We start from the raw sequence: 22,772 nt of genomic DNA on the forward strand, positions 1-22,772 counted from the left end.
GAAAAGACTATTTTTTAATCATACCTCGTGGACTTGTTCGCCAGTGCCGGTCGGACGGAACCCGAGGTGTTTGATTTAAGTACCTATTAAACACAAAAAAGCCCGTCGTTAAGATGGGCTTTTGTTTTAAAAAATTGAAACGATAATTATATAACTCTTACGTTTACTGCGTTCAAACCTTTTTTTCCTTCTGTTAAATCAAATTCTACTGCATCACCTTCACGAACTTCGTCGATCAATCCAGAAATGTGTACAAAATGCTCTTTGTTGTTGTCGTCTTCAGTGATGAAACCAAAACCTTTGGCGTCATTGAAGAATTTTACGGTACCTTTATTCATAATAATTATTAATGTTATTTAAGCCGCAAAGGTAGAATTAATTAATTGATAAATAGGGCTTTTATTTTTTTATTTTTATTTTTTTAAATTTTCAGTATTGATTATGAGAATGTTAACTCATGAGGTTTTCAATAGATTCCAACACTTTGGGTACAGGTGTTAGGTAATCGAACCAAATTATATCTTCTTTTTTTCTGAACCAGGTCATCTGTCTTTTGGCATATCTTCTTGAGTTTTTCTTGATTTCAGACACTGCAAAGTCAAGAGACCATTCACCGTCAAGAAATTTGAACAATTCGCTATAACCCACTGTGTTCAACGCATTTAAATGCTTCAGATCCTGAAGTGATTTGACTTCTTCCAACAGACCCTCATCCATCATTTTATCAACACGTGTATTGATGCGCTCATAAATTGTGGCTCTTTCAGCTTTCAAACCTATGGTAATGGTCTTAAAATTTCTCTTGACCTTGGGTTTGTTTAAAAAAGAGGAGTAGGGCTTACCGCTTCCGATCGAAATTTCCAATGCTCTGATCACCCGATGTGGATTTTCAATAGCAATGGAATCAAAGGCCTGTGGATCTAAAAATTTGAGTTGGTTTTGCAGATGTTCCAAACCCTCCTTTACAAGAGCTTCATTGAGTGCCTTTCTAATTGAAGGGTCAACATCAGGGAAATCATCCAATCCCTTTGTAATGGCATCAATATAAAGCCCTGAGCCACCAACCATAACAACTATGTTGTGATTCTTGTATAGTTTATCTAAAGTTTGAAGTGCTTCTTTTTCGAAAGCACCAACGTTATAATCTTCTAAGACTGATTTGTGATGGATAAAATGATGTGGTGCAGCACTGAGTTCCTCTTTTGTTGGGGCGGCGGTTCCAATTTGCATTTCTTTATAAAACTGTCTCGAATCTGCTGATAGGATTTCAGTGTTAAAATGCCTGGCCATGGCGATGCTTAAGGCCGTTTTCCCTATCGCTGTTGGGCCAACAATACTTATGAGATAGTTTTGATTCAAGGCAAATATGTCTTTATTAAATAGGATTTCTATGAATAGTCGCTCAATGAGTGCCCACAATTATAACAGTATTTAGCGTTGTCTTTATGTCTTTCTGCTGAACAGTTGGGGCATGACTCTGTATTTAGGTCAACTGCAGGAGACGTTGGAGTTCCTGAAAGTCTACCTTTATTTTGATAGACATATTCGGCAGAAACTATACCTGTAGGGACAGCTATAATACCATAACCCAAAATCATAATAAAGGAGGCTATAAATTGTCCTAAGGGTGTGACTGGTGTAATATCACCAAATCCAACTGTGGTCAAGGTTACGATACACCAATAAACGCTAACAGGGATACTGGTAAAACCACTTGCTTCTCCTTCAACAAGGTACATTAGGGTTCCAAAAATGATGCTTACAATAAAAACTGCAAATAAAAACACCAAAATTTTCGCTCTACTTGCCTTTAAGGAATTGGCCAACATATTGGAAGCTCCAAGATATCTGGCCAGTTTTAATATTCGGAAAACCCGTAAGAGTCTTAAGGCTCGAAGGGCTATAAATACTTGTGTCCCGAGAAATATTAATGAGATGTATTTTGGAATTGTTGATAAAAAATCAACAATACCGTAAAAGCTAAAAATGTATTTAAATGGCTTCTTTACAGAGATGATCCTTAAAATATACTCTATTGTGAAAATAATAGTAATGATCCATTCCGCAATATTTAAAAAGTTGTGGTAACGAGCATCAAAACTTTTAATGCTCTCCAACATGACAAATATAATACTTGCAATAATGGCGATAAGAAGAATAACATCAAACAGCCTCCCGTTAGGAGTATCGGCTTCATAAATAATTTTATGAAGTTTGGCTTTCCAACTTGAATTGGGATGTTTATCGTGCATAAGTTCAAAAGTACTAAAAGATTGGTTATTTTTTATTCCCATCAGAGGGTTTTAATGCTCCGAAGTTCTCGATTCATTATAACTGATGAATGTACTTAAAGTTCCAACACTTTATATGAAAATCATTAAGAGAGCTCAACTATTTTGATCTGTTTGTTTTTTCTTAGGTAATTTTGGATGATATGCTTAGCATCCTTATTATCTTCCATTGGTGTAATAATAGACTCCAATACTTTTTTGTTAGTGATTTGAAAATTTAGGTCATAATAGCCCAAGCCTTTAAAAACACCATTTTTTATGAGTAACACACTACGCTCCTCAAGTGCTCGTCCTTTGTCAATAATAAGCAGGTCTTGATTGTCATAACTATTTTTAACGATCAATTCTTCTATTCGCACATTGTATTCGGTGGGACTTTCTTCCCTTATACAAGCGCCATTGCACTCATCAATATGATATTTAAAACAGTGGGTTTTGGCAGTATCCATTCCTACTAATTTTGGACAAAGTTTGTAGGTTTCTATCGCCTTAAACATAAATTGCTTACCACTTTGGTAATTTGAAAAGGTAGTAATGGCCTTTTTACGACCATCTAAATTATCAATTTTTAAGTTGATGTATCCATTTTCATCCGTAAAACTATAGAGTGCATGAGTAAAAGTGGATCTTCTCATTGCTCTATTGAAAGAGGGTTTATTCAGTTTTATTTCAGCACTCTCCTTGAGTAAAGCCACTAATTCATTGCCAGTAGCTTCATAAGTCACAGCAGCCACTTGGTTTTGCATTTTTTTTGATTTGGGATTTGTGTTCGTAAAATGCTGATTGACCCTATTTCTGATATTTTTGCTTTTGCCTATGTAAATAATTTTGCCGTAAGTGTCGTGAAAATAAAAAACGCCAGTAGTAGAGGGCAAGCCATCGATAATCGATTTGAGATTGGTCGCCATTTGATATTTGGGTTCGGCTTTAACCGCATCTTGAATAATATGCTTGTTGAGATCTTTTGCCAACAGCATTTTAAACAATTTCACTGTGGCAACAGCATCTCCTGATGCCCGATGTCTATCACCGACAGGGATGCCGAGTGCCCGAGTAAGCTTACCCAAACTATAGGACTCTTGTTCCGGCATAATTTCTTGAGCTAACTCCACAGTGCATAGGGTTCTACGCTTGAATTCAAAGCCCAATCTGCTGAACTCAGTACGTAAAATTCGGTAGTCAAATTCGGCGTTATGCGCGACGATAATACAGTCTTCAGTAATTTCTACAATGCGTTTTGCAACCTCATAAAATTTAGGAGCTGTGCGTAACATTTTGCTGTTAATTCCTGTTAAGTTGACTACAAAAGGTTGAATTTCACGTTCTGGATTGACGAGACTGATGAATTGATCGACAACGGTATGTCCATCAAATTTATAGATGGCTATTTCAGTGATTCCTTCCTCATTGAATTTGCCACCAGTCGTTTCTATGTCTAATATTGCGTAAATAATACTTGTTGTTTAGGTGTGATGTTAAGTGTCTATAAACTTTTGCTGCGATTGAATACTAATAATTACGTTCGCCGAAAATACTGCTTCCAACTCTAACCATGTTGCTTCCGCAGTTTATGGCCATTTCATAATCGCCACTCATGCCCATGCTTATCGTTTTTAGTTTACAATTTTCAATGTTAAGTGCTTTGAGTTCATCAAAAGTGGACTTCAATTTTTTGAACTCCTCTTCAATTTGATTTTGATCATCGGTAAATGTAGCCATTCCCATAACACCCACAATACAAACGTTTTTAAGTTCTGAAATTTCTGAGGATTGCAGAATGTCTTGAGCATCTTTTGAGCTCATTCCAAATTTGGAGTCTTCTTCCGCAATCTTTATCTGAAGTAAACAATTGATGGTTCTCTCGTGTCTTTTTGCCTGCTTGTCAATCTCTTTTAGCAATCTAAGACTATCGACCCCATGGATAAGGTTTACAAACGGAGCCATATGTTTCACCTTGTTTCTTTGGACATTACCAATCATATGCCATTCAATATCTTTGGGTAATTGTGCTTCTTTTTCAACCATTTCTTGGATTTTGTTTTCTCCAAAAATACGATGTCCGGCATTATAGGCTTCCATGATTTCGTCGATAGACTTCGTTTTTGTAACCGCTACCAAGGTAACGTGTTTTGGTAATGTTGATTTTATATGATTAAGGTTTTCTTGTATATTCATTATAATTGATTTTTTACATTTGTCGTTATAGGTACCTATTGAACAACAAATAAGTTATATTTTAAAACTCATAAATTGTAACCCCACTTCGTAGTTTAGGTTCAATAAAGGTGCTCTTTGGTGGCATTTTTAGACCGTCATCCGCAATGGTTTTCATCTCTTCAATAGAGACAGGAACCATACCAAATCCGACCCTGTAATTACCATTATCTATCGAACTTTTCATCGATACAATGTCTTTTTTACCATTGATATAGCCGATTCTTTCATCATTTCTTAAATCATGAATCCCCAAAATAGGTTCTAAAATGGTTTTATACAAAATTTGTGTATCTAAAGCATCTAAAGAATTCTCTATTTCATAGCCAGTTTTGCGCAGGTGGAGCGAATAAAACTCTCCGTCCAGATACATGCTAAAATGATGTGTCTTTAGTGGCTTGTATGGTGTTTGACCTCTATTCTCGATACGATAGACCATATCTAATTGAATTAAAAACTCTTCTTTGGTCAAACCATTCAAATCTTTAATGACACGGTTAAACTCATGGATTCGCAAATCCGACTCTGGAATAAGAAAACTCATAAAGAAGTTATAGGATTCGCTGCCTTTATGCTCTTGATTATTGGCTTTTAAATCTTTATATAACAAATAAGAAGACGCTGACCTGTGATGGCCATCGGCAATATAAATAGTTTCCATCTGTTGAAACTCATGTTCAATTTTTTTTAATTGCTCGTCATTTTCCACTTTCCACAACAAATGAGTATCTCTATAGGTTGTTGTAAATTCAAATTCGGCACGATCTTTTTGTACTTGTTCAATAATTTGTGAGATCACGTCATTATCAGGGTAGGTTAGGAGCACTGGCTCGGCATTAAACCCCACAGTTTTTAGATAGTCCTTAAAAATGACTTCCCGATATTCAATGGTGTCTTCGTGCTTCTTGATGACGTCTTTTTCATAATCTTCAGCGCTTGCAGCAGCAATAATACCATTAAAAATCTGTTGATCTCTATCTGTAATTTGATAGACGTAATAACAGGGCTTATCATCCTGAACAAAGATGGCGTCCTCCTTAAATTCCAAATATCTATTTCTGACCAGATTATATCGTGCCTCACCAGAAATTTGTTTATCGTATTTATAACCTGGATTGACAATGTGCAAAAATGAAAATGGATTGTCCCTTAACCGCGACTCACGTTGTTCGAGAGTATAACTTTGATAGGATCGAGCCGCTACCAAGCTCACTTTGTCTCGTGTTGGTCGTACAGCTTTGAATGGGATGATGTTGGCCATTTTTTTAGTCTTCAGTTTTCGGTCTCAGTTTTCAGTGGGGGCTCTTTGTTTTAAGTCTCAGTTGTTAGTCATAGATGAGACTGAAAACTGTGACTGCGACTGTTTACTTCAGAAACTGCTCCGCGACCTTCTCCGCTTTTCTGTTTTCAGAATAATCATAAAAACCTTCCCCAGATTTGATGCCTAATTTCCCCGCTCTTACCATATTTACCAACAATGGGCACGGCGCGTATTTTGGATTTTTGAATCCGTCATACATTACATTTAATATGGAAAGGCAAACGTCCAATCCGATAAAATCGGCCAATTGCAATGGCCCCATCGGATGCGCCATGCCGAGTTTCATTACCGTATCAATTTCTGAAACACCTGCAACGCCATTGTAGAGCGTCTCAATGGATTCATTGAGCATTGGCATCAAAATTCGGTTGGCTACGAACCCAGGATAATCATTTACTTCAACTGGATCTTTACCTAAAGTTTTAGAAAGTTCCATAATGGTTTTGGTCACTTCGTCACTGGTGTTATAACCACGGATGATTTCCACCAACTTCATAATGGGTACAGGGTTCATAAAATGCATGCCAATCACTTGTTTTGGTCGCGACGTGGCGGCTGCAATTTGGGTGATGGAAATAGAGGAAGTGTTGGTCGCCAAAATGGTGTCTTTTGAACAGATGTCGTCCAACTGCTTGAATATTTTGAGTTTTAAATCGCTATTTTCTGTGGCAGCTTCCACGACTAAATCGGCGGTTTTGACACCTTCAACCATGTCTGTAAACGTGGAAATATGACTTAAGGTTTGCTGTTTTTGATCCTCAGAAAATCGTTCCTTCGCGACCATCCGATCCAAATTTTTCGTGATGGTTTCCATTCCTCTTTTGAGGGAATCTTCATTGATATCAATCAATTGGACTTTAAAACCACTTTGTGCAAAGGTATGCGCAATACCATTTCCCATGGTTCCTGCTCCAATTACGGCTATGTTTTTCATTGAAATATATTTTTAGTTCCTCGCCTAACTGTTTGTATATAGGAATAAGGAAATGTTGTATTTGTTTACTTAACGTAGTTTTTATGTCACTTACGAAGCGTCGGAAAGTGAATAGTTTTCAGAAATTAGCAGTTATGTCAAATTACTATTTGGGATTACTACTGATTCAAAACTGATCAATGATCATCGTAGCCACACGCAAGGCTTCCGTACCATCATGAAGCGTCACAATTGGTTTTGTATTATTATTGATGGCATCAGCGAAAGATTCCAACTCGTCTAAAATGGCGTTGTTATTGGAAATTTCAGGATTATCAAAATAAATTTGTTTCTTCACACCTTCCGCATTTTGAAGGATCATATCAAAATCTCCGGGACTTACCGGTGCATCCTTCATTTTAACGACTTCACATTTCTTCTCTAAAAAATCTACTGAGATATACGCATCCTTTTGGAAGAACCGTGTTTTACGCATGTTTTTCAAGGAAATTCTGCTGGCTGTTAAATTGGCCACACAGCCATTTACAAATTCAATACGGGCGTTGGCAATATCAGGCGTTTCACTAATAACAGACACGCCACTTGCCGAAATATTCTTGACTTTCGAATTGACCACGCTCAAAATGATGTCAATATCGTGGATCATCAAATCCAAAACCACCGGAACATCGGTGCCTCGCGGATTGAATTCTGCCAATCTATGGCTTTCAATAAACATGGGTTTGTGTATCTGATCTCTGACTGCCTTAAATGCAGGATTGAAACGCTCGACATGACCTACCTGACCTTTCACATTGTTCTGTGCTACCAGTGCCCTGATGGTTTCGGCTTCCTCAACCGTATTGGTGATTGGTTTTTCGATAAAAATGTGCTTGCCTTTAGAAATCGCCAATTTTGCACATTCATAATGGGACAAGGTAGGCGTCACAATAGAAACAACTTCAACGGCATTGATGAGACCTTCAATAGTATCAAAATATTTATACCCAAATTCGGATTCAATTTTTTTGGCATTGTCTTCATCAGCATCATAAAATCCCACTAAGTCGAATTTTTCAGATTGCTTTAGAAGGCGTAAGTGAATCTTTCCCAGATGACCAGCACCAAGAACTCCTGCTTTTAACATAGATTATACGTTTTATACAAAAATAGCTTTTTTTTAAGGCAGAAAAAAGGAAAAAGAAAAGAGAAAGAAGAAGGGTGACCGAGGACGGTTGACGGATGACGGGTGACCGTTGACCGAGGACGGTTGACTGAATAATTCAGACTGAGATGTTTCTTTGAATTTGGAATTTTTGATTTGTCTTTTGCGGTTTTTTGAAGTAGTTTAGCCAATAAACTTACCACCGCTTTGAAAGATACATTTAAACATAAAGGCTTACGACAGCAACTTGTTGAGGTTATTAAAGATAAAGGAATTACTGATGAAAAAGTGCTAAAGGCCATCGGTAAAATTCCACGACATTTATTTATGGACTCCAGCTTTCTGGATCATGCGTATCAGGATAAAGCATTTCCAATTGCGGCAGACCAAACTATCTCACAACCTTACACTGTAGCATTCCAAACGGAACTCATGCAGATTAAACCCGGAGATACAGTGCTTGAAATCGGAACGGGAAGTGGCTATCAAACCGCTGTTTTATGTGAATTGGGTGCAAAAGTTTACAGTATCGAGCGTCAATTGGAACTTTTTAAAATCACCAGTAAGTTTCTTCCAAAACTTGGCTATCGTCCTAAAAAGCTCATTTTTGGTGATGGTTACAAAGGCCTAAAGGAAGAGGCTCCTTTTGATAGCATCATCGTCACAGCCGGCGCACCTTTTGTTCCGAAACCTTTGATGAGTCAGCTTAAAATTGGAGGCCGATTGGTAATTCCGGTTGGAGATCAGGTGCAAACCATGACCTTGTTCATCAGAAATGGCCCAAAGGATTTTGAAAAACATGAGTACGGCGAATTTCGATTTGTGCCACTCTTAGAGGATAAAAACTAATCAACCTCAGTTTCTTTAGACACGAATTGCACGAATTATCACAAATCCGTCTGTGTTGAATATACCCCAAAAAGTAAATTCTGTTCCTTGCACGAATGGAACGGGCTTTTAGTCTGTATTGACAAATCAGGATGATACTATGAGTGGTACTTTGATCTGTGTGTTTTTAGAGATTTTGGTTTTTAATGTAAGGCACCTTGCGGTTAAAAGTTTTTATTATTCCAAATAAGATTCTTTTCTTATTTCTTGATTAGGATTATCGCAGAAGTAAAACCAGAGCCACGATTGTAATTTTTAAACGTCGTCACAATTGCCATAAAAGTCAGAAGTTCATTATTCGATAATATTCAAAAACTTTAAACCAAAAATAATTGCATCACCTTGATAGCCGTTTTGATAGGAACGTACATAGTCCACACGCAAAAATCTGAATTTCTTAAAGCCTATATTGTCAATCCCAATGGAATATTCCTGATAAGGTTTGATGTTTTCTGTAGCGAAGGCATGTGCACCAATTACTAAATTGTAATTGAGCTTATTCAATAGTGGCACACGACTTAAAAGAAAGCCTTTAAAGTCATGTTCAGTATGCATTTCAAAATATGAAGTGTTTGTGCTCAGCGCATAATAGGGTAAATTATTGAACACGTTCAGATAAGTGCTTGAGGTACCCACATGTGTTTGGTTGCCATTGGGATGGTAATAATCCATAAATCCAATAGCGTCTGCATTAAAAAATGTGCCTGCTTTAAGATTATATTTAAAATCACCTTTATTGCCAACATTGAAGCTTTGGGTCAACCTAGCTTTAAGCTGATCAAAATTATAGTGTTTTTCTGAGGCTGCGAATCCTTTTTCATAACCTAAATACAAGGTCGGATATTTGCTGTTTGGGATATTGATCTTACTATCGGGATAGCTCATGTATTCCTGTCCAAAATTAAAACGCGTATTAAGGTTGAACTTTAAAAGTTGGTGCGTATCAAAAGCAGGAATGCCATAAACATTTGGATTTTGCGGATCGTTGCTTGAGTAAACATCGTTCTTATCGTTGAAAAAGACTTGATCTGTAGTGTTGATCAGTGCTTTTCTTCGCTCGTAAGCCAAGGTGCTATAAATATTGATACCATTAAAAACTTCTTGGGTGAGACCAACTTGCGCGAAACTTTTATCATAAATCTTCATGAAATTATTTTCAAAAAATAAGGAGCTTACTGAGTTGATCAATGGCGAAATAGGCTGGGCGTCATTAAATTGTTGGGTTTCAACACCAGCAGAGAGCATCAAAAATGGCGATTTGATATTATTGAATTTGTAGATAAAAGACGCTGTTCCTCTTAAACGTTCATCTGAGATTCCATATTGTAAAGCGGCATTTACTGAGAAATAACGACGGAATTTATCCTGATTTTTTCGATAATAAAAACTCAGTTTGGAATTGTAGCCTTGAGCAGTATTGAATTGAAAGTCGGAGAGTGGTGAGCTATATCCAACAGACCAATCTTCAAAAGAATTTCGGTGGCTGTAGCCAAAAAGAATGTTTGGAATTTTGAAGGTATTGTTCTTGGCGTCAATAGAGTCTAAATAGGGTTTTGATTCCCTGACGGTCTGAATGCTGTCCTTTAGTAGATAATCGCCTATCTCTTCATCCGTTAGAGGGACTGGCCTGAAGCTATTCCAATAGATGGAATCTTTTTTATTAGCGTTATCCCCAAATGATAATATTTCCTTTCCGAATGATTTTTTTGTTACTTCCGTACTGAAATCATAATTGCTATAGACTGCCGTATACCGTCCATCACCTTTAAATCCGAAAAGAGAATAACTAAATTCAATGCCTTGGGAAATCATGACCCAGATTTGATCGGTGTCTGAATAGGAGAAGTTTTGTTTGATGGTAATGACTTCTGCTGGTGGGATTTGTGCCTGAATTCCGGTGATGCCTAACTCTAAGGCATAAATAGTCCATTGATTATCGACAATATAGATGCTTCCTGAGAAAATCCGGTCGTTCTCACGTCTTGGAATGACTTTGATTTTGTTGATGAGATTGCCTTTGTCATCATAAAAAACACCTTCCAACGTGTACTTGTAATAATTAAAAGCATAATCGGCAATTGGAGAAATGATCTGGTTACCAAGTTCAATCGTGTTATTATAAAAATTGAAATCGACATCACTAGCGGTATTGAAACTAAAGCCGCTATTGTCACCACTCACTTTTGAAGCGATAATTTTCTCCTTCAGTTTATCTGGTCGCATGTATTCAATTTCCGAAATAGTTTCTGATAGGTACAAAATACCACTTCTTGTAGAATCCAATCCCACCATAAAATCGTCCATTTCCTGACCAAAGAACTTTTCAGGAGCATTTTTTATCCGAATCAATCCGCGGGAATAGAAGTTAGCTTTAAAGGCATTGATTTTCTCCAAATTCACCTTTCTTGAAGCAATGGCTTGTCGGATAATGATATCAGCAGGATTTTCATCAGCATTGATGACCACTTCATTCAATGAAATTTGTTCTTCAGCAAGCGTGGCATCTAAAGTAGATGGGAATTGTTTGATTTCGACTACTTTTTTCACAGTCTTATAACCTAAAAATTGAAATACAATGGTGTAGGTATCAGGCTTATTCAGATTGAGTTCGTAATAACCCTCATCATTACTGGTGGTTCCGGTAAAAGTGTTTTCTACATAAATGTTGACAAAGGGAAGTGCTGCGTTTTTTTGATCTGTAATACGTCCCTTGATTTGGGAAAATGCTTGAAAACTGATCAGAACAATAAAGAAAACGAGTAAATTTTTAGTCATAAAGTTTGGGTTCTATTTCTCTAAGCACATTTATTCCACCAATGGGTTTAATACCCCGCGGCTTGCCTCTATCGAAAAGCCAGTTTCTTATCCAAACTTTGTGGACTATTCTCCAGGTTCTTGATTTAAATGGTTGCCTATGAACGTTTCAAACTTAGCGATAATAACGGCTGATGATTGTTATAGCAATCTTAAATAATTGATTATTTTGTCGCTATACAATTTTGGAATTTGGTGTTTGACTATTGGACTTTATAAAAACACTTTTAAAGATATTCTTAACTGTAGATTTTCTTGATCCGATCTAAGTTTCTCTTGTTGTCACGATCTCTAATGGTGTCGCGCTTGTCATAGAGTTTTTTACCCTTTCCTAAAGCAATTTCCATTTTCGCAAAGCCTCTATCATTAATAAATAAACGCAAAGGGACAATAGAATAGCCCTTAATTTGGACGTCTTTTTGAAGAGACTTGAGCTCTCTTTTGTTCAATAGGAGTTTTCGTTCGGCTTTTGGCCTGTGGTTGTTGTAGTTGCCAAATGCATATTCCTCAATGTTCATGTTGATGACAAAGAGTTCTCCCTTATCATTGAATTCACAAAAACTTTCGGCAATAGAGGCCTTACTATTTCTGATGGATTTTATTTCTGTACCCGTTAAAACAATACCAGCTACATATTTGTCCAATATTTCATATTGAAAACGTGCTTTTCTGTTTTTGATGTTGATGTGTTTCTGCATAGGAAGCCAAAGGTAAAACATTTAAGATAACTTTTAAGGAAGACCCATCTGTTATCTTTAAATTTACGCTTTCATTTAAAAAAAATATTATGTTACGGAATGTTTTGATCTTGGTTGTATTGTTATCGTTTTTCAATTGTAAGAAGAACGAAAATCAAATAGGTAAATCTGAGTCTGCTGAAGAGATCATTAAAAAATCGATAGAAGTGGCAGGAGGGGACTTGTTTGACAACTCTGATATCAATTTTGATTTCCGAGATATGCATTACAGAGCCATTCGAAATAATGGGAGATTCCAGTTGGAACGCCATTTTAAGGATTCACTATCCGAAATAACAGATGTTTTGAATAATTCTGGATTTGAACGTTTCAGGGATGAAGAAAAAGTGCAATTGTCAGATTCTCTTACGTCCTTGTACAGTAATTCGGTTAATTCGGTGCATTATTTTTCTGTGTTGCCTTATAGTTTGGATGGAAAGGCGGTGTATAAAGATTATTTAGGTTCGAAAGAAATCAAGGGTAAAGACTATCACAAAGTTAAAATTACCTTTTCTGAAGATGGTGGAGGTGAGGATTTCGATGATGAATTTATATATTGGATAGAAAAGAATGGGTCTACAGTAGATTATTTAGCCTATTCCTATAAAGAAATTGATGGAAGTTTAGGATTGCGATTTAGGGAAGCTTATAATATAAGAGAGATTAGCGCATTGCGTTTCGCAGATTATAACAATTTCAAACCCGCTATTGCAGATGTTGTTCTTGAGGAGTTGGATGACTTATTCATTAATGATGAACTCCAGCTACTTTCAAAAATAGAGCTTAAGAATATTGAGGTGGCTATCCTTAATTAATGGTAAGTAACACGTCTGAGGTAGTTCCGTTGCCGATAGTTACAATATAAATATTGCCGTTATTTGAATCTTCAATGTCATTGTATTTTTCTTGCCCAATCACGGCATTCACAAATTCTGGAATGGTGTTGCTGTGGCCTACCACCAAAACTGTTTTACCTTTTGTTGCTTCCTTAAACGCCTCATCATAACTGCTGCTTACATTGTACTCAATGATCTCCAAACGATTATTTTCGGCGGTTGGTTGTGCTGTTTCTTTTGTTCTGTTAAAGTTTGTGGAATATACGGCATCAAAAGGAATGTGTTGCAAGATGATGCTCCAGTTTTGTGCTCTTTGATGCCCTTCTTTAGTTAAATGCGCATCCTTTTCTGATGAATCACTACGGTCTTTTTCGGCGTGACGAATAAAATAATAGGTCGTGGTTTCTGAATGCGTTTCCTCTTGTGCTAATGAACTGATTGAAAAAAATGTGATGCAAATGATGATGAGATAGCGTATCATGGACTTCGTGTTTAGAAAAATTATTAAGCCAAATCTAAGGCAATTTCGATCATCTCCTTAAAGGTGGTTTCTCTTTCCAATGCCGTGGTGCGTTCTCCAGTAACCAAGGAATCTGATATGGTCAAGATACTTAACGCATTCACATTGTGCTTGGCGGCCACTGTGTACAGACCTGCAGTTTCCATTTCAACACAAAGAATCCTGAACTTCGACCATTTTCTATAGGATTCAAAATCATCGGCATAAAACTCATCACTGGTCAAAACGTTTCCTGCCTTTAACGGGATGTTTTTGGCTTTTGCGACGTCGACTGCTTTTTGAAACAGACCGAAATCTGCCGTAGGTGCATAATCTGCACCACCAAAGCGCAATTCATTGATACCAGAAGTCGAGGAGGCCGCCATGGCCAAAACAATGTCTCTCAACTTAACATCTTCTTGATAAGAACCAGCGCTTCCTACTCTTATAAGATTTTTGACATCATATTCAGTAATCAATTCGTGGGCGTAAATAGAGATGCTGGGGACTCCCATTCCCGAGCCCATCGTCGAAATAGGTTTGCCTTGGTAGGTGCCAGTATAACCAAGCATACCTCTAACATTGTTAAAACGTTTAGGATTGTCAAAAAATGTTTTGGCGATCCATTTTGCTCTTAATGGATCTCCCGGGAGAAGAATAGTTTCTGCAATCTCTCCTTTTTTAGCTTCAATATGTACACTCATGGGATTAGATTAATCCCTAAAGATAAAGATTAAAATTAAGCTGAAGCTATTTTATCAGTCATCATTGCAACTCCAGATGAAGTTCCAATTCTGTCTGCGCCTGCATCGATATATTTAAGGGCAGTTTCCCGATCTTTTATACCCCCAGAAGCTTTTATTTTCGCCTGATCTCTAACAATTTTCTTAATGATTTTTACTGCGGTCAAAGTAGCACCGCTTTTTGAAAAGCCGGTTGAGGTCTTTATAAAATCAACTTTGGCGTCCAAACAAATTTCACAGATCTTGACGATTTCGTTTTTAGAAAGTTCACTAATTTCAATAATCACTTTAAGTGGAATTTTGCCAATTGCATTTTTGACATCTGAAATATCCTTAAAAACAGCTACATAATTTTTGCTTCTAAGGAAACCTATGTTAATTACCATATCAATTTCATCGGCCCCTTCATTAATAGCATTTTTAGCCTCAAAAACCTTAGCTTCTGTAGCCATAGCTCCCAAAGGAAAACCAACAACAGTAGCAACTTTTACGGATGTTTTTGAAAGTAATTGTTTGGCCAAGGCAACATAAGAACTATTCACGCAAACCGCATAGAATTCATATTTCTTTGCTTCGTTGCATAAATCGATTATCTGCCTCTCAGTTGTGCTTGGCTTTAAAAGGGTGTGGTCTATAAATTGATTTATGGTCATAAGTATTTTGTAGGTTAAGTGTCGTAAAAATACGATAAACGGTTGTCTCTTTAAAGTAATTTAGCGTTTATTAGATGAACGGTTAAAAATTGAAATGCAAAAATCCATTAATTGGCTTGGTCTGAGATTAATAGGTTTTAACATCTTTTAATTAAACGTCAGCAAACAATATTTACGTTTGAATAGCCCAAAAAGACTACGATAAATGGAGAATTAACTTACATTTATCAAATGTTTAACATTCTTCATTAAATATAATTTATACGAATGGATTTTAATATTCCGTGGCTTAGCATCGATTAAAAGGAGAATTCAGTATTGATACATCTTTTGGCTCAATTGAGATCTTAGTTTAATCAGATATGTTTTTCATATTGGATATTATCTTGTGTACCCAAACGATGGCATCACTTAAGTTTTCAAAAATCTCATAAGGCTTGTGAAAAAACTCCTGTTCATATTCGGCATTTCTGCGCATAAGGGCAGTTTTTGGAATGATGGCAATAGCAATCAAATTTGGAATTTTTTCGGCCTCTGGATAAATTAAAGGGTTTACAGCATAGGATTTTACCCGATTGGAGATATATACCATGTTTTTTCCACTAAAATGCTCTTGCACAATGGTGTTGAAAATATCATTGTGATCAGGCTCTATGACAACACCTTCCTTAACTTGGTTGATAATGAATTCATCAAAAATAAAGACTTCGCTATCCTCAAAATTGTAATACTTTATAATCCCCATTTGAATATGTTTTGGCTGTAAACGTTAAATTACAACATCAAAGGCATTTTTCTTGACTCATTTGAAAAAAAAACAGCACTCATCTTTTTCAAGACTTGTGCTGTTCCTAACCAACCAATTATTATGAAAAATCCTCTCGGACTTTTTAAACACTGACATTTGAGATGTCAACGTTTGCTATTTCTGGACGTCGTCTACCAATTGATCTTGGTTTCTAAAGACCAGTTTATTGTTGAAAGAATCTAACAAGACGATGCTTTCTGAGCTTATCTTGCCTGCGAGTAACTCTTTACTCAGTTCATTCAATACTTCTTTTTGTATGACACGTTTTACAGGTCTTGCTCCATATTCAGGATTGTAGCCTTTCTCCGCTAAATACGCAGTAGCCTCATCTGTGGCGTCAAAAGTAATGCCTTGTTTATCCAACATTCTTGTCAAGCCTTTCAATTGTAGGCCTACTATTTCAATAATGTTTTGTCTTGATAAGGGGGTGAACATTATAATATCGTCAATCCTATTTAAAAACTCAGGACGCACATTTTGTTTTAATAAACCTAATACTTCGATTTTTGCAGATTCAACGGCAGTGGCGATATCTTTTGTCGCCTCAAAACGCTGCTGGATGATGTCACTTCCCATATTGGAAGTCATAATGATGATGGTGTTTTTAAAATCTGCAAGACGACCTTTGTTATCTGTCAAGTGGCCTTCATCCAAAACCTGCAATAAAATATTAAAAGTATCTGGATGTGCTTTTTCTATTTCGTCTAGCAAGACCACTGAATATGGCTTCCTTCTCACGGCTTCAGTCAGCTGCCCACCTTCATCGTAACCAACATATCCTGGAGGCGCACCAATCAGTCGGCTGACGCTGTGACGTTCTTGGTATTCACTCATATCAATCCGTGTCATCGCGGCTTCATCGTCAAAAAGATATTCCGCTAAAGCTTTCGCCAATTCGGTCTTTCCTACGCCCGTAGTTCCTAAAAATAGAAACGTACCAATGGGTTTTTGCGGATTTTGTAGTCCTGCGCGGCTCCTTCTCACGGCATCACTCACGGCAATTATGGCTTCTTCCTGCCCAACCACGCGTTTATGTAATTGTTCTTCTAATTTCAAAAGCTTTTCTCTATCGCTTTGTAACATTTTGGTCACAGGAATACCTGTCCATTTGGCCACAACTTCTGCGATATCCTCATAAGTTACTTCCTCTTTGATCAAAGAGCTTCCCGATTGGTTGGCCTGCAATTCCTTCTGAAGTTTCTCGAGCTCCTCTTGGGCGTCCTTGATTTTTCCATAGCGAATCTCGGCTACTTTGCCATAATCGCCCTCACGTTCAGCGCGTTCTGCTTCCAATTTAAAGTTTTCTATATCGGATTTAGCGATTTGAATATTGTCCACCACTTCTTTTTCACTCATCCATTTGGCATTCATCTCATTCCGTTCTTCTTTAATGTTGGCAAGTTCAGAGCGTAGGTTCTGCAATTTGCTTTCATCTTTTTCACGCTTAATGGCTTCGATTTCAATTTCCAACTGCATCACTTTTCTATCCAAAACATCGAGCTCTTCAGGCTTTGAGTTGATTTCCATGCGTAATTTAGAAGCCGCCTCATCCATAAGGTCAATGGCTTTGTCCGGTAGAAACCTGTTGGTAATATAACGTTCCGATAATTCTACGGCACCAATAATGGCCTCGTCTTTAATTCGTACTTTATGATGGGTTTCATACTTCTCCTTAATTCCACGTAAAATGGAGATTGCACTTTCAGTATCCGGCTCGTCAACCATTACTTTTTGGAAACGACGTTCCAAGGCTTTATCTTTCTCAAAATACTTTTGATATTCATCAAGTGTCGTCGCTCCAATGGCGCGCAATTCACCTCTTGCCAAAGCTGGTTTTAGAATGTTGGCTGCGTCCATGGCGCCTTGTCCGCCTCCTGCACCAACAAGGGTGTGGATCTCGTCAATAAACAACACAATGTCTCCTTCACTTGAAGTGACTTCTTTGATAACGGCCTTTAAGCGTTCTTCAAATTCGCCTTTATACTTGGCACCTGCAATGAGCGCTCCCATATCTAAAGCAAAGACCTGCTTGTCCTTTAAGTTCTCAGGAACATCACCATCTATAATACGGTGGGCTAAACCTTCTGCAATCGCTGTTTTACCTGTGCCAGGTTCTCCAACTAGGATTGGATTGTTTTTGGTACGACGCGACAGAATTTGCAGGATTCTTCTAATTTCTTCATCACGTCCAATCACCGGATCCAATCGGCCGTCCTTGGCCATTTGGTTAAGGTTCTTGGCGTATTTGTTCAGAGAATTATAAGTATCTTCCTGACTTTGTGAAGTCACGCGATCTCCTTGACGCAATTCGTCAATACCAGCAGTCAAAGCTTTTTCAGTAACACCTTGGTCTTTTAGCATTTGAGCTATTTTGCTGTCCGATTTAAAAACAGCCAAAAGTAAATGTTCGATGGAAACATAGTCATCCTTCATCTTCTTTGCGATGATAGATGCCTCATTCAGCGTTTTGTTCGCCTCTCTGGAGAGCATGATGTCGCCACCAGATACCTTAGGAAAACTTTCTAATTGCTTGTCTAAGGTCTGTTCTAAAAGATTCATATTGACATTCAATTTTTTAAGAAGGAATGGCAATACGTTTTCGTCAACTACAGAAATAGCTTTAAAAATATGCTCATTTTCTATTTGTTGATGGCCATAACCTTGCGCGAGCTGTTGAGCGTGCTGAATGGCCTCTTGTGATTTTATGGTATAATTGTTAAAGTTCATAATATCTGGCCCGTTAAACCGGGTGTTTTATTTATACGTTAGTATTTTTATTTTATATGTTCTGCTCCTTAATTGGAGGAATCTTTTATTAAATTCGTTGTCGTTTTCATTCTGTATTTCAATTACCTTACCAAGTCACAAAGCACGACAAAATGTCGTTTAACACCAGTAATAGCGTGACGTTTCGTCAGCATGTAAGGTGTTGCGCTTATGATCGACTGTAGTATAAAATTATTTAAAATTTGGGTGAGTAAAGAGCTATTTAGAATAACTTTAACGCGCAGGTGAATGCTGATTTTGAGAATAACGATTAACGATTGAAGAATGTTGGGATTTGAACAAAGAATAAAGAACAAGGAATCAAGACGTATTAATCTACAAGCATGAGAAGTTAGGGGTGAGTGGTGATGACTGATGACCGAAATACGGGATGCGCAGCAATAATCGTAATTGATGGCTAACTGAGGGCTGCCGACTGCCGACTGAATACTAATACTGAATAACGAAGTTTAATTCGGGCTTTTAAATCTTTGCGTAGGTTTGTGTCTACCTTTGTGGTTGTGACATCACTATCCAAGATTAGTTACTTCATAAGGAAGTCAATTTTGAATAGCAGAGATTAGATCAACCGATGGCAGAATTCAAACCAAAGCTCAATTAAAAAACAAATAATAACAATAAAAAATAAATAATACTTACATGGGACTATTTAATAAATTATTCGGTGCTTCTGCAGATTCGGCAACCGGTTCGGATCAACTGAAACAAAATAACGAAACGCCTTGGATTGATTTGAATAAAATGGAGCAATTGGATGATATTGTAGAAAAATCTAAAACTAAAACACAATTTCTTTTCAAACATTCCACGCGATGTGGTATCAGTAGAATGGTAATTGGCCAGTTTAAGAGAGAGTATCAGCTTTCTGATAGCGAAGCCGATCTTTATTATTTAGATTTGTTGGCCCACAGAGCGATTTCTAATGAGATTGCGGAAAAATTTCAGGTCATGCACCAATCGCCCCAATTATTGGTGATCAAGAATGGCGTAGTGGTCGCCCATGAAAGTCATAGTGGAATTAATAATATGGAATTAGGACAGCTTGTTTAGTAAGTGCTATCAATTGAGCGGAACAATTGAGAGATTTAAGTGAAAGTCACCGTTGTTTGTTTTATGAGATTTGTGAACATAAAAAACTCCCAAAATAATCTTCTGGGAGTTTTTTTATTTTAGTTCCGCATTTTATACGAACTGATAATCTGCTTTAACTTTAGTTTCAAGTCTTCGCCAGTATCATAGACCATATCAGCATTAGAAGGAAAGTGCATACGTCTATTGCGCAATAATTCCCGGTCATGGGCATTCAGTGCCCGCTCATCGCCTTTTACAGTAGCGAAGAAATTTTCAAATATAAATTCGCTGTTGATTGGAAACACATCTAAGGTCTGTTCGTTTTTTAAATCTATATAAACGACATCTGCAAGGACCTGGGTAGATTTGAATTGGTGATATTCAAAAAAGCGCGCCCTTACATTGATGACATTATCAATTTTGATATCATTTCCCAAGCTATCCTTCATGACATTTCCTTTACTGTCTTTTTGATACTTCCAACCATCTACAATTTGCTTCTCTCTAAGCAATTGCTTTTCGTTAAATCTTTCCGGAGAAATATTGATGCGTTTCAACTGTAATGCCATGGCATAATCATAATCTATTCGATCATCAGGAAGGGCGTGATAAACCGTCCAGAATTGATTCAATCCATAGGTGTCAAAGTTCAATAGATCATCTTCCAATCGCTTTGGAATGATTTGGTCGGTTTGGTTTTCAATCGTCACAATAACATAGTCAGATCCGAGATTATGAGCCTCTTGCATTAAATTGCGAACGTCTTTATACTTTGGGTTAATACGATCAATATACTGAAATGTCGCGTACGCTTCTTTAATGTCCTGTTTGTTATTTGAATCAAGGAGTGACAATCCAGAATCGTACATATAAGCAGAAACTTCGTTGCGGGATTGGGCAATGACATGCGAATAATCTTTAAAGTCCAAACGGAGTGGCTTGTTGCCAATTTGTAGTGGTAAGATAGGTTTGATCTTTTCTTGACGCGAATTTAAGTTGAGATAAATTTCGTAAATGTTTTTGTAATGCTCAGGATTGCCGTCTTTTCTGAAGTGCTTGATGGTATTCAAATCGCGGTCAACGGCTTTTTCAAAAGCATTTTTGAGCATCACCACAAAATCTTGTTTGCGATCTTTGTTTTTGTTGTTTTCGAGTTTCCTTAAGGCATCTTCAATGGCCAAATCATAATTACCAGAATGAAGCGCCTTTTCGATTTGCTTTTTACCGCTGCAAGAAACAAGTCCTAAAATAAGTACAGTGAAGAGTAGTTTTGCTTTCATAAATCTGGTATTTAATTTGTTAAAGTTAAAGGATTCCAAAATACATGCCAAATGTAAAAGTTGGAAGTTAGAAGGCTTGGAGCTTTAAGTAATTGATTCCCACCAGTGGGTTTTGATACCGCGAGCCTTGCCTCGAAAAAAAAAGACAATCGATCATTCACACCTCGTGGGCTTACCCGCTCTTGGCGGTCGGAAGGACCCCGAGGATCTTGATTAAATAAAAAAGCACGAAAATTAGTCGTTACCAATCTCCGTGCTTCCAACTTCATGCTTCGTGCTCCCAGCTTATTGTTTTTTCTTCTTTTGATTATAAATAGGTAGCAATTGTGTTGAAACTTCACCAAATCCAATTCTGGTGCCGTCTTTTTCACAATGGCCCCTCATGATGACCGTATCGTAGTCATTGATGAATTTACGCTCTGTGCCATCCTTCATTTTTATGGGCTTTTCACCTCTCCAGGTCAATTCCAACATTGAGCCATAGGAATCTTCAGTAGGCCCTGAAATAGTGCCACTTCCCATCATGTCTCCTGAATTGATAGGACAGCCGTTAATAGTATGGTGTGCCAATTGCTGTGACATATTCCAATACATATACTTAAAATTGGATTTGCTCACGATGGTTTCTTTGGCGTCTTTTGGACGTATTGCTACTTCCAAACTGATATCATATCCTTTTTTACCTTTCGATTTTAAATATGGCAGAAGCGGTTTGATAGGCTTCGGACTTTCCACTTTGAAAGGCTCCAAAGCATCAAGGGTAACGATCCATGGAGACATGGATGATGCAAAACTTTTTGCCAAGAATGGTCCTAATGGTACATATTCCCATTTTTGGATATCTCGCGCAGACCAGTCGTTAAAAAGTACCAGGCCAAAAATATATTCTTCCGCCTCATTGACTGGGATTGATTCGCCCAAATCGTTGGCATCTGTGGTAATAAAAGCCATTTCCAATTCAAAATCGATCAACTTGGAAGGGCCGAAAACTGGTTCAGAAGCGCCGTCTGGTAAGGTTTGACCTTGAGGTCTGTTTATAGGAATTCCCGATGGGATAATCGAAGAGCTCCGTCCGTGATAGCCTACTGGAATGTGCAGCCAGTTTGGCATCAACGCATTTTCAGCACCTCTAAACATAGTCCCTACATTGGTGGCATGCTCAAGGCTCGAATAAAAATCGGTATAATCCCCAACCTGAACCGGTAATTGCATTTCTATTTCATCCAATCTAAAGCAGACGATTTCTTTATGTTTGAGATTGTTCTTTAATGTGGTGTTATTACTGTCAAAAATCTCAGCGATTCTATTTCTAACTGAACGCCATGTTTTACGGCCATCGGCAATGAAATCATTTAAGGTGTCCTGAAGAAAAATATCATCAGTCAACGCAATCCCGTCAAAATAACCCAATTGATGAAGTGCGCCAAGATCGATGGCTGTGTCACCAATTCGGGTGCCAATCGTTATGATATCATCTCGGGTTAAAAAAACACCAAAAGGAATGTTTTGTATAGGGAAATCAGAGTTCTTTCCCACGTGAAGCCACGACGTACGATCGGGGTTATTTGCTGATATAGACATAGTTTTGCTATTAATTTGTTTTATATTAAATCTATTCAAACCTACATATTTTTTTTAATTTAAAAAGAAAAAAAGACTTAAAGTTATGTTGTTTTTGAGGAAATCCCAATTCGATTAAATTCAGATGAATAATTCTTTTTTTGACCTAATTAACTATTGTATTTAGTATTT

20 protein-coding genes are annotated in these 22,772 nt (G+C 37.3%); 3 read left to right on the plus strand and 17 right to left on the minus strand.

The window, feature by feature from the left end:
• Nucleotides 1–146: 146 nt before the first annotated feature.
• The 8 genes from J4051_RS09735 to J4051_RS09770 all read right to left on the minus strand — a co-directional run bounded on the left by J4051_RS09735 (nt 147) and on the right by J4051_RS09770 (nt 7,886).
• A complete protein-coding gene (locus J4051_RS09735; RefSeq protein ID WP_027126706.1) occupies nt 147–338 on the minus strand; it encodes a cold-shock protein in 192 nt (63 codons plus the stop codon).
• Nucleotides 339–450: 112 nt separating this feature from the next.
• Nucleotides 451–1,359 carry a tRNA (adenosine(37)-N6)-dimethylallyltransferase MiaA gene (gene miaA, locus J4051_RS09740; RefSeq protein ID WP_208233680.1) on the minus strand — a complete coding sequence of 303 codons (909 nt, stop codon included), beginning with the start codon at nt 1,357–1,359 and terminating at the stop codon, nt 451–453.
• 29 nt (nt 1,360–1,388) lie between these two features.
• Nucleotides 1,389–2,252 carry an ion transporter gene (locus J4051_RS09745; RefSeq protein WP_208233786.1) on the minus strand — a complete coding sequence of 288 codons (864 nt, stop codon included), beginning with the start codon at nt 2,250–2,252 and terminating at the stop codon, nt 1,389–1,391.
• Nucleotides 2,253–2,377: 125 nt separating this feature from the next.
• The gene (locus tag J4051_RS09750) at nt 2,378–3,742 is read right to left on the minus strand and encodes an exonuclease domain-containing protein (protein WP_208233787.1); all 1,365 of its coding nucleotides are present in this window, start codon (nt 3,740–3,742) and stop codon (nt 2,378–2,380) included.
• Between the two features lie 58 nt (nt 3,743–3,800).
• Nucleotides 3,801–4,505, minus strand: coding sequence for a YggS family pyridoxal phosphate-dependent enzyme (locus J4051_RS09755; protein ID WP_317192709.1), 705 nt, complete (start codon nt 4,503–4,505; stop codon nt 3,801–3,803).
• Between the two features lie 22 nt (nt 4,506–4,527).
• Nucleotides 4,528–5,766: a DUF1015 domain-containing protein gene (locus J4051_RS09760; protein WP_208233682.1), complete on the minus strand. Its 1,239-nt coding sequence runs from the start codon at nt 5,764–5,766 to the stop codon at nt 4,528–4,530.
• Nucleotides 5,767–5,869: 103 nt separating this feature from the next.
• The gene (locus J4051_RS09765; RefSeq protein ID WP_208233683.1) at nt 5,870–6,760 is read right to left on the minus strand and encodes a 3-hydroxyacyl-CoA dehydrogenase family protein; all 891 of its coding nucleotides are present in this window, start codon (nt 6,758–6,760) and stop codon (nt 5,870–5,872) included.
• Between the two features lie 166 nt (nt 6,761–6,926).
• Nucleotides 6,927–7,886, minus strand: a complete 960-nt coding sequence (locus tag J4051_RS09770) for a Gfo/Idh/MocA family protein (protein WP_208233684.1) — start codon at nt 7,884–7,886, stop codon at nt 6,927–6,929.
• Between the two features lie 225 nt (nt 7,887–8,111).
• Here J4051_RS09770 and J4051_RS09775 point away from each other — a divergent pair, with 225 nt between their 5' ends.
• Nucleotides 8,112–8,753: a protein-L-isoaspartate(D-aspartate) O-methyltransferase gene (locus J4051_RS09775; protein ID WP_208233685.1), complete on the plus strand. Its 642-nt coding sequence runs from the start codon at nt 8,112–8,114 to the stop codon at nt 8,751–8,753.
• Nucleotides 8,754–9,086: 333 nt separating this feature from the next.
• Here the strand turns inward: J4051_RS09775 and J4051_RS09780 are convergent, their stop codons facing one another.
• The gene (locus tag J4051_RS09780) at nt 9,087–11,567 is read right to left on the minus strand and encodes a DUF5686 and carboxypeptidase regulatory-like domain-containing protein (RefSeq protein WP_208233686.1); all 2,481 of its coding nucleotides are present in this window, start codon (nt 11,565–11,567) and stop codon (nt 9,087–9,089) included.
• A gap of 278 nt (nt 11,568–11,845) precedes the next feature.
• Nucleotides 11,846–12,304, minus strand: coding sequence for an SsrA-binding protein SmpB (gene smpB, locus J4051_RS09785; RefSeq protein WP_208233687.1), 459 nt, complete (start codon nt 12,302–12,304; stop codon nt 11,846–11,848).
• Nucleotides 12,305–12,393: 89 nt separating this feature from the next.
• On the opposite strand from smpB, the gene J4051_RS09790 reads away from it, so the two are divergent.
• Nucleotides 12,394–13,158 carry a DUF6503 family protein gene (locus J4051_RS09790; RefSeq protein WP_236027330.1) on the plus strand — a complete coding sequence of 255 codons (765 nt, stop codon included), beginning with the start codon at nt 12,394–12,396 and terminating at the stop codon, nt 13,156–13,158.
• Here the strand turns inward: J4051_RS09790 and J4051_RS09795 are convergent.
• The 5 genes from J4051_RS09795 to clpB all read right to left on the minus strand — a co-directional run bounded on the left by J4051_RS09795 (nt 13,151) and on the right by clpB (nt 18,609).
• Nucleotides 13,151–13,660: a SixA phosphatase family protein gene (locus tag J4051_RS09795; protein WP_208233688.1), complete on the minus strand. Its 510-nt coding sequence runs from the start codon at nt 13,658–13,660 to the stop codon at nt 13,151–13,153. The genes J4051_RS09790 and J4051_RS09795 overlap by 8 nt on opposite strands.
• Nucleotides 13,661–13,683: 23 nt before the next feature.
• Nucleotides 13,684–14,382: a purine-nucleoside phosphorylase gene (gene deoD / locus J4051_RS09800; protein ID WP_208233689.1), complete on the minus strand. Its 699-nt coding sequence runs from the start codon at nt 14,380–14,382 to the stop codon at nt 13,684–13,686.
• A gap of 35 nt (nt 14,383–14,417) precedes the next feature.
• Nucleotides 14,418–15,074 carry a deoxyribose-phosphate aldolase gene (gene deoC / locus J4051_RS09805; protein WP_208233690.1) on the minus strand — a complete coding sequence of 219 codons (657 nt, stop codon included), beginning with the start codon at nt 15,072–15,074 and terminating at the stop codon, nt 14,418–14,420.
• A gap of 352 nt (nt 15,075–15,426) precedes the next feature.
• Nucleotides 15,427–15,819: a hypothetical protein gene (locus tag J4051_RS09810; protein ID WP_208233691.1), complete on the minus strand. Its 393-nt coding sequence runs from the start codon at nt 15,817–15,819 to the stop codon at nt 15,427–15,429.
• A 177-nt stretch (nt 15,820–15,996) separates the two neighbouring features.
• Nucleotides 15,997–18,609 (minus strand): ATP-dependent chaperone ClpB, encoded by a 2,613-nt coding sequence (gene clpB / locus J4051_RS09815; RefSeq protein WP_208233692.1) that lies wholly within the window; start codon nt 18,607–18,609, stop codon nt 15,997–15,999.
• A gap of 699 nt (nt 18,610–19,308) precedes the next feature.
• Between clpB and ytxJ the strand changes: the two genes are divergently transcribed.
• Nucleotides 19,309–19,719: a bacillithiol system redox-active protein YtxJ gene (gene ytxJ / locus J4051_RS09820; RefSeq protein ID WP_208233693.1), complete on the plus strand. Its 411-nt coding sequence runs from the start codon at nt 19,309–19,311 to the stop codon at nt 19,717–19,719.
• Nucleotides 19,720–19,838: 119 nt separating this feature from the next.
• Here the strand turns inward: ytxJ and J4051_RS09825 are convergent, their stop codons facing one another.
• Both J4051_RS09825 and fahA read right to left on the minus strand, forming a co-directional pair.
• The gene (locus J4051_RS09825; protein ID WP_236027332.1) at nt 19,839–21,020 is read right to left on the minus strand and encodes a hypothetical protein; all 1,182 of its coding nucleotides are present in this window, start codon (nt 21,018–21,020) and stop codon (nt 19,839–19,841) included.
• A 285-nt stretch (nt 21,021–21,305) separates the two neighbouring features.
• Entirely contained in the window at nt 21,306–22,601 is a 1,296-nt protein-coding gene (gene fahA / locus J4051_RS09830; RefSeq protein ID WP_208233694.1) for a fumarylacetoacetase, read from the minus strand.
• Nucleotides 22,602–22,772 lie beyond the last annotated feature (171 nt).

The organism is Gelidibacter pelagius, assembly GCF_017581925.1.
GTDB lineage: Bacteria > Bacteroidota > Bacteroidia > Flavobacteriales > Flavobacteriaceae > Gelidibacter > Gelidibacter pelagius.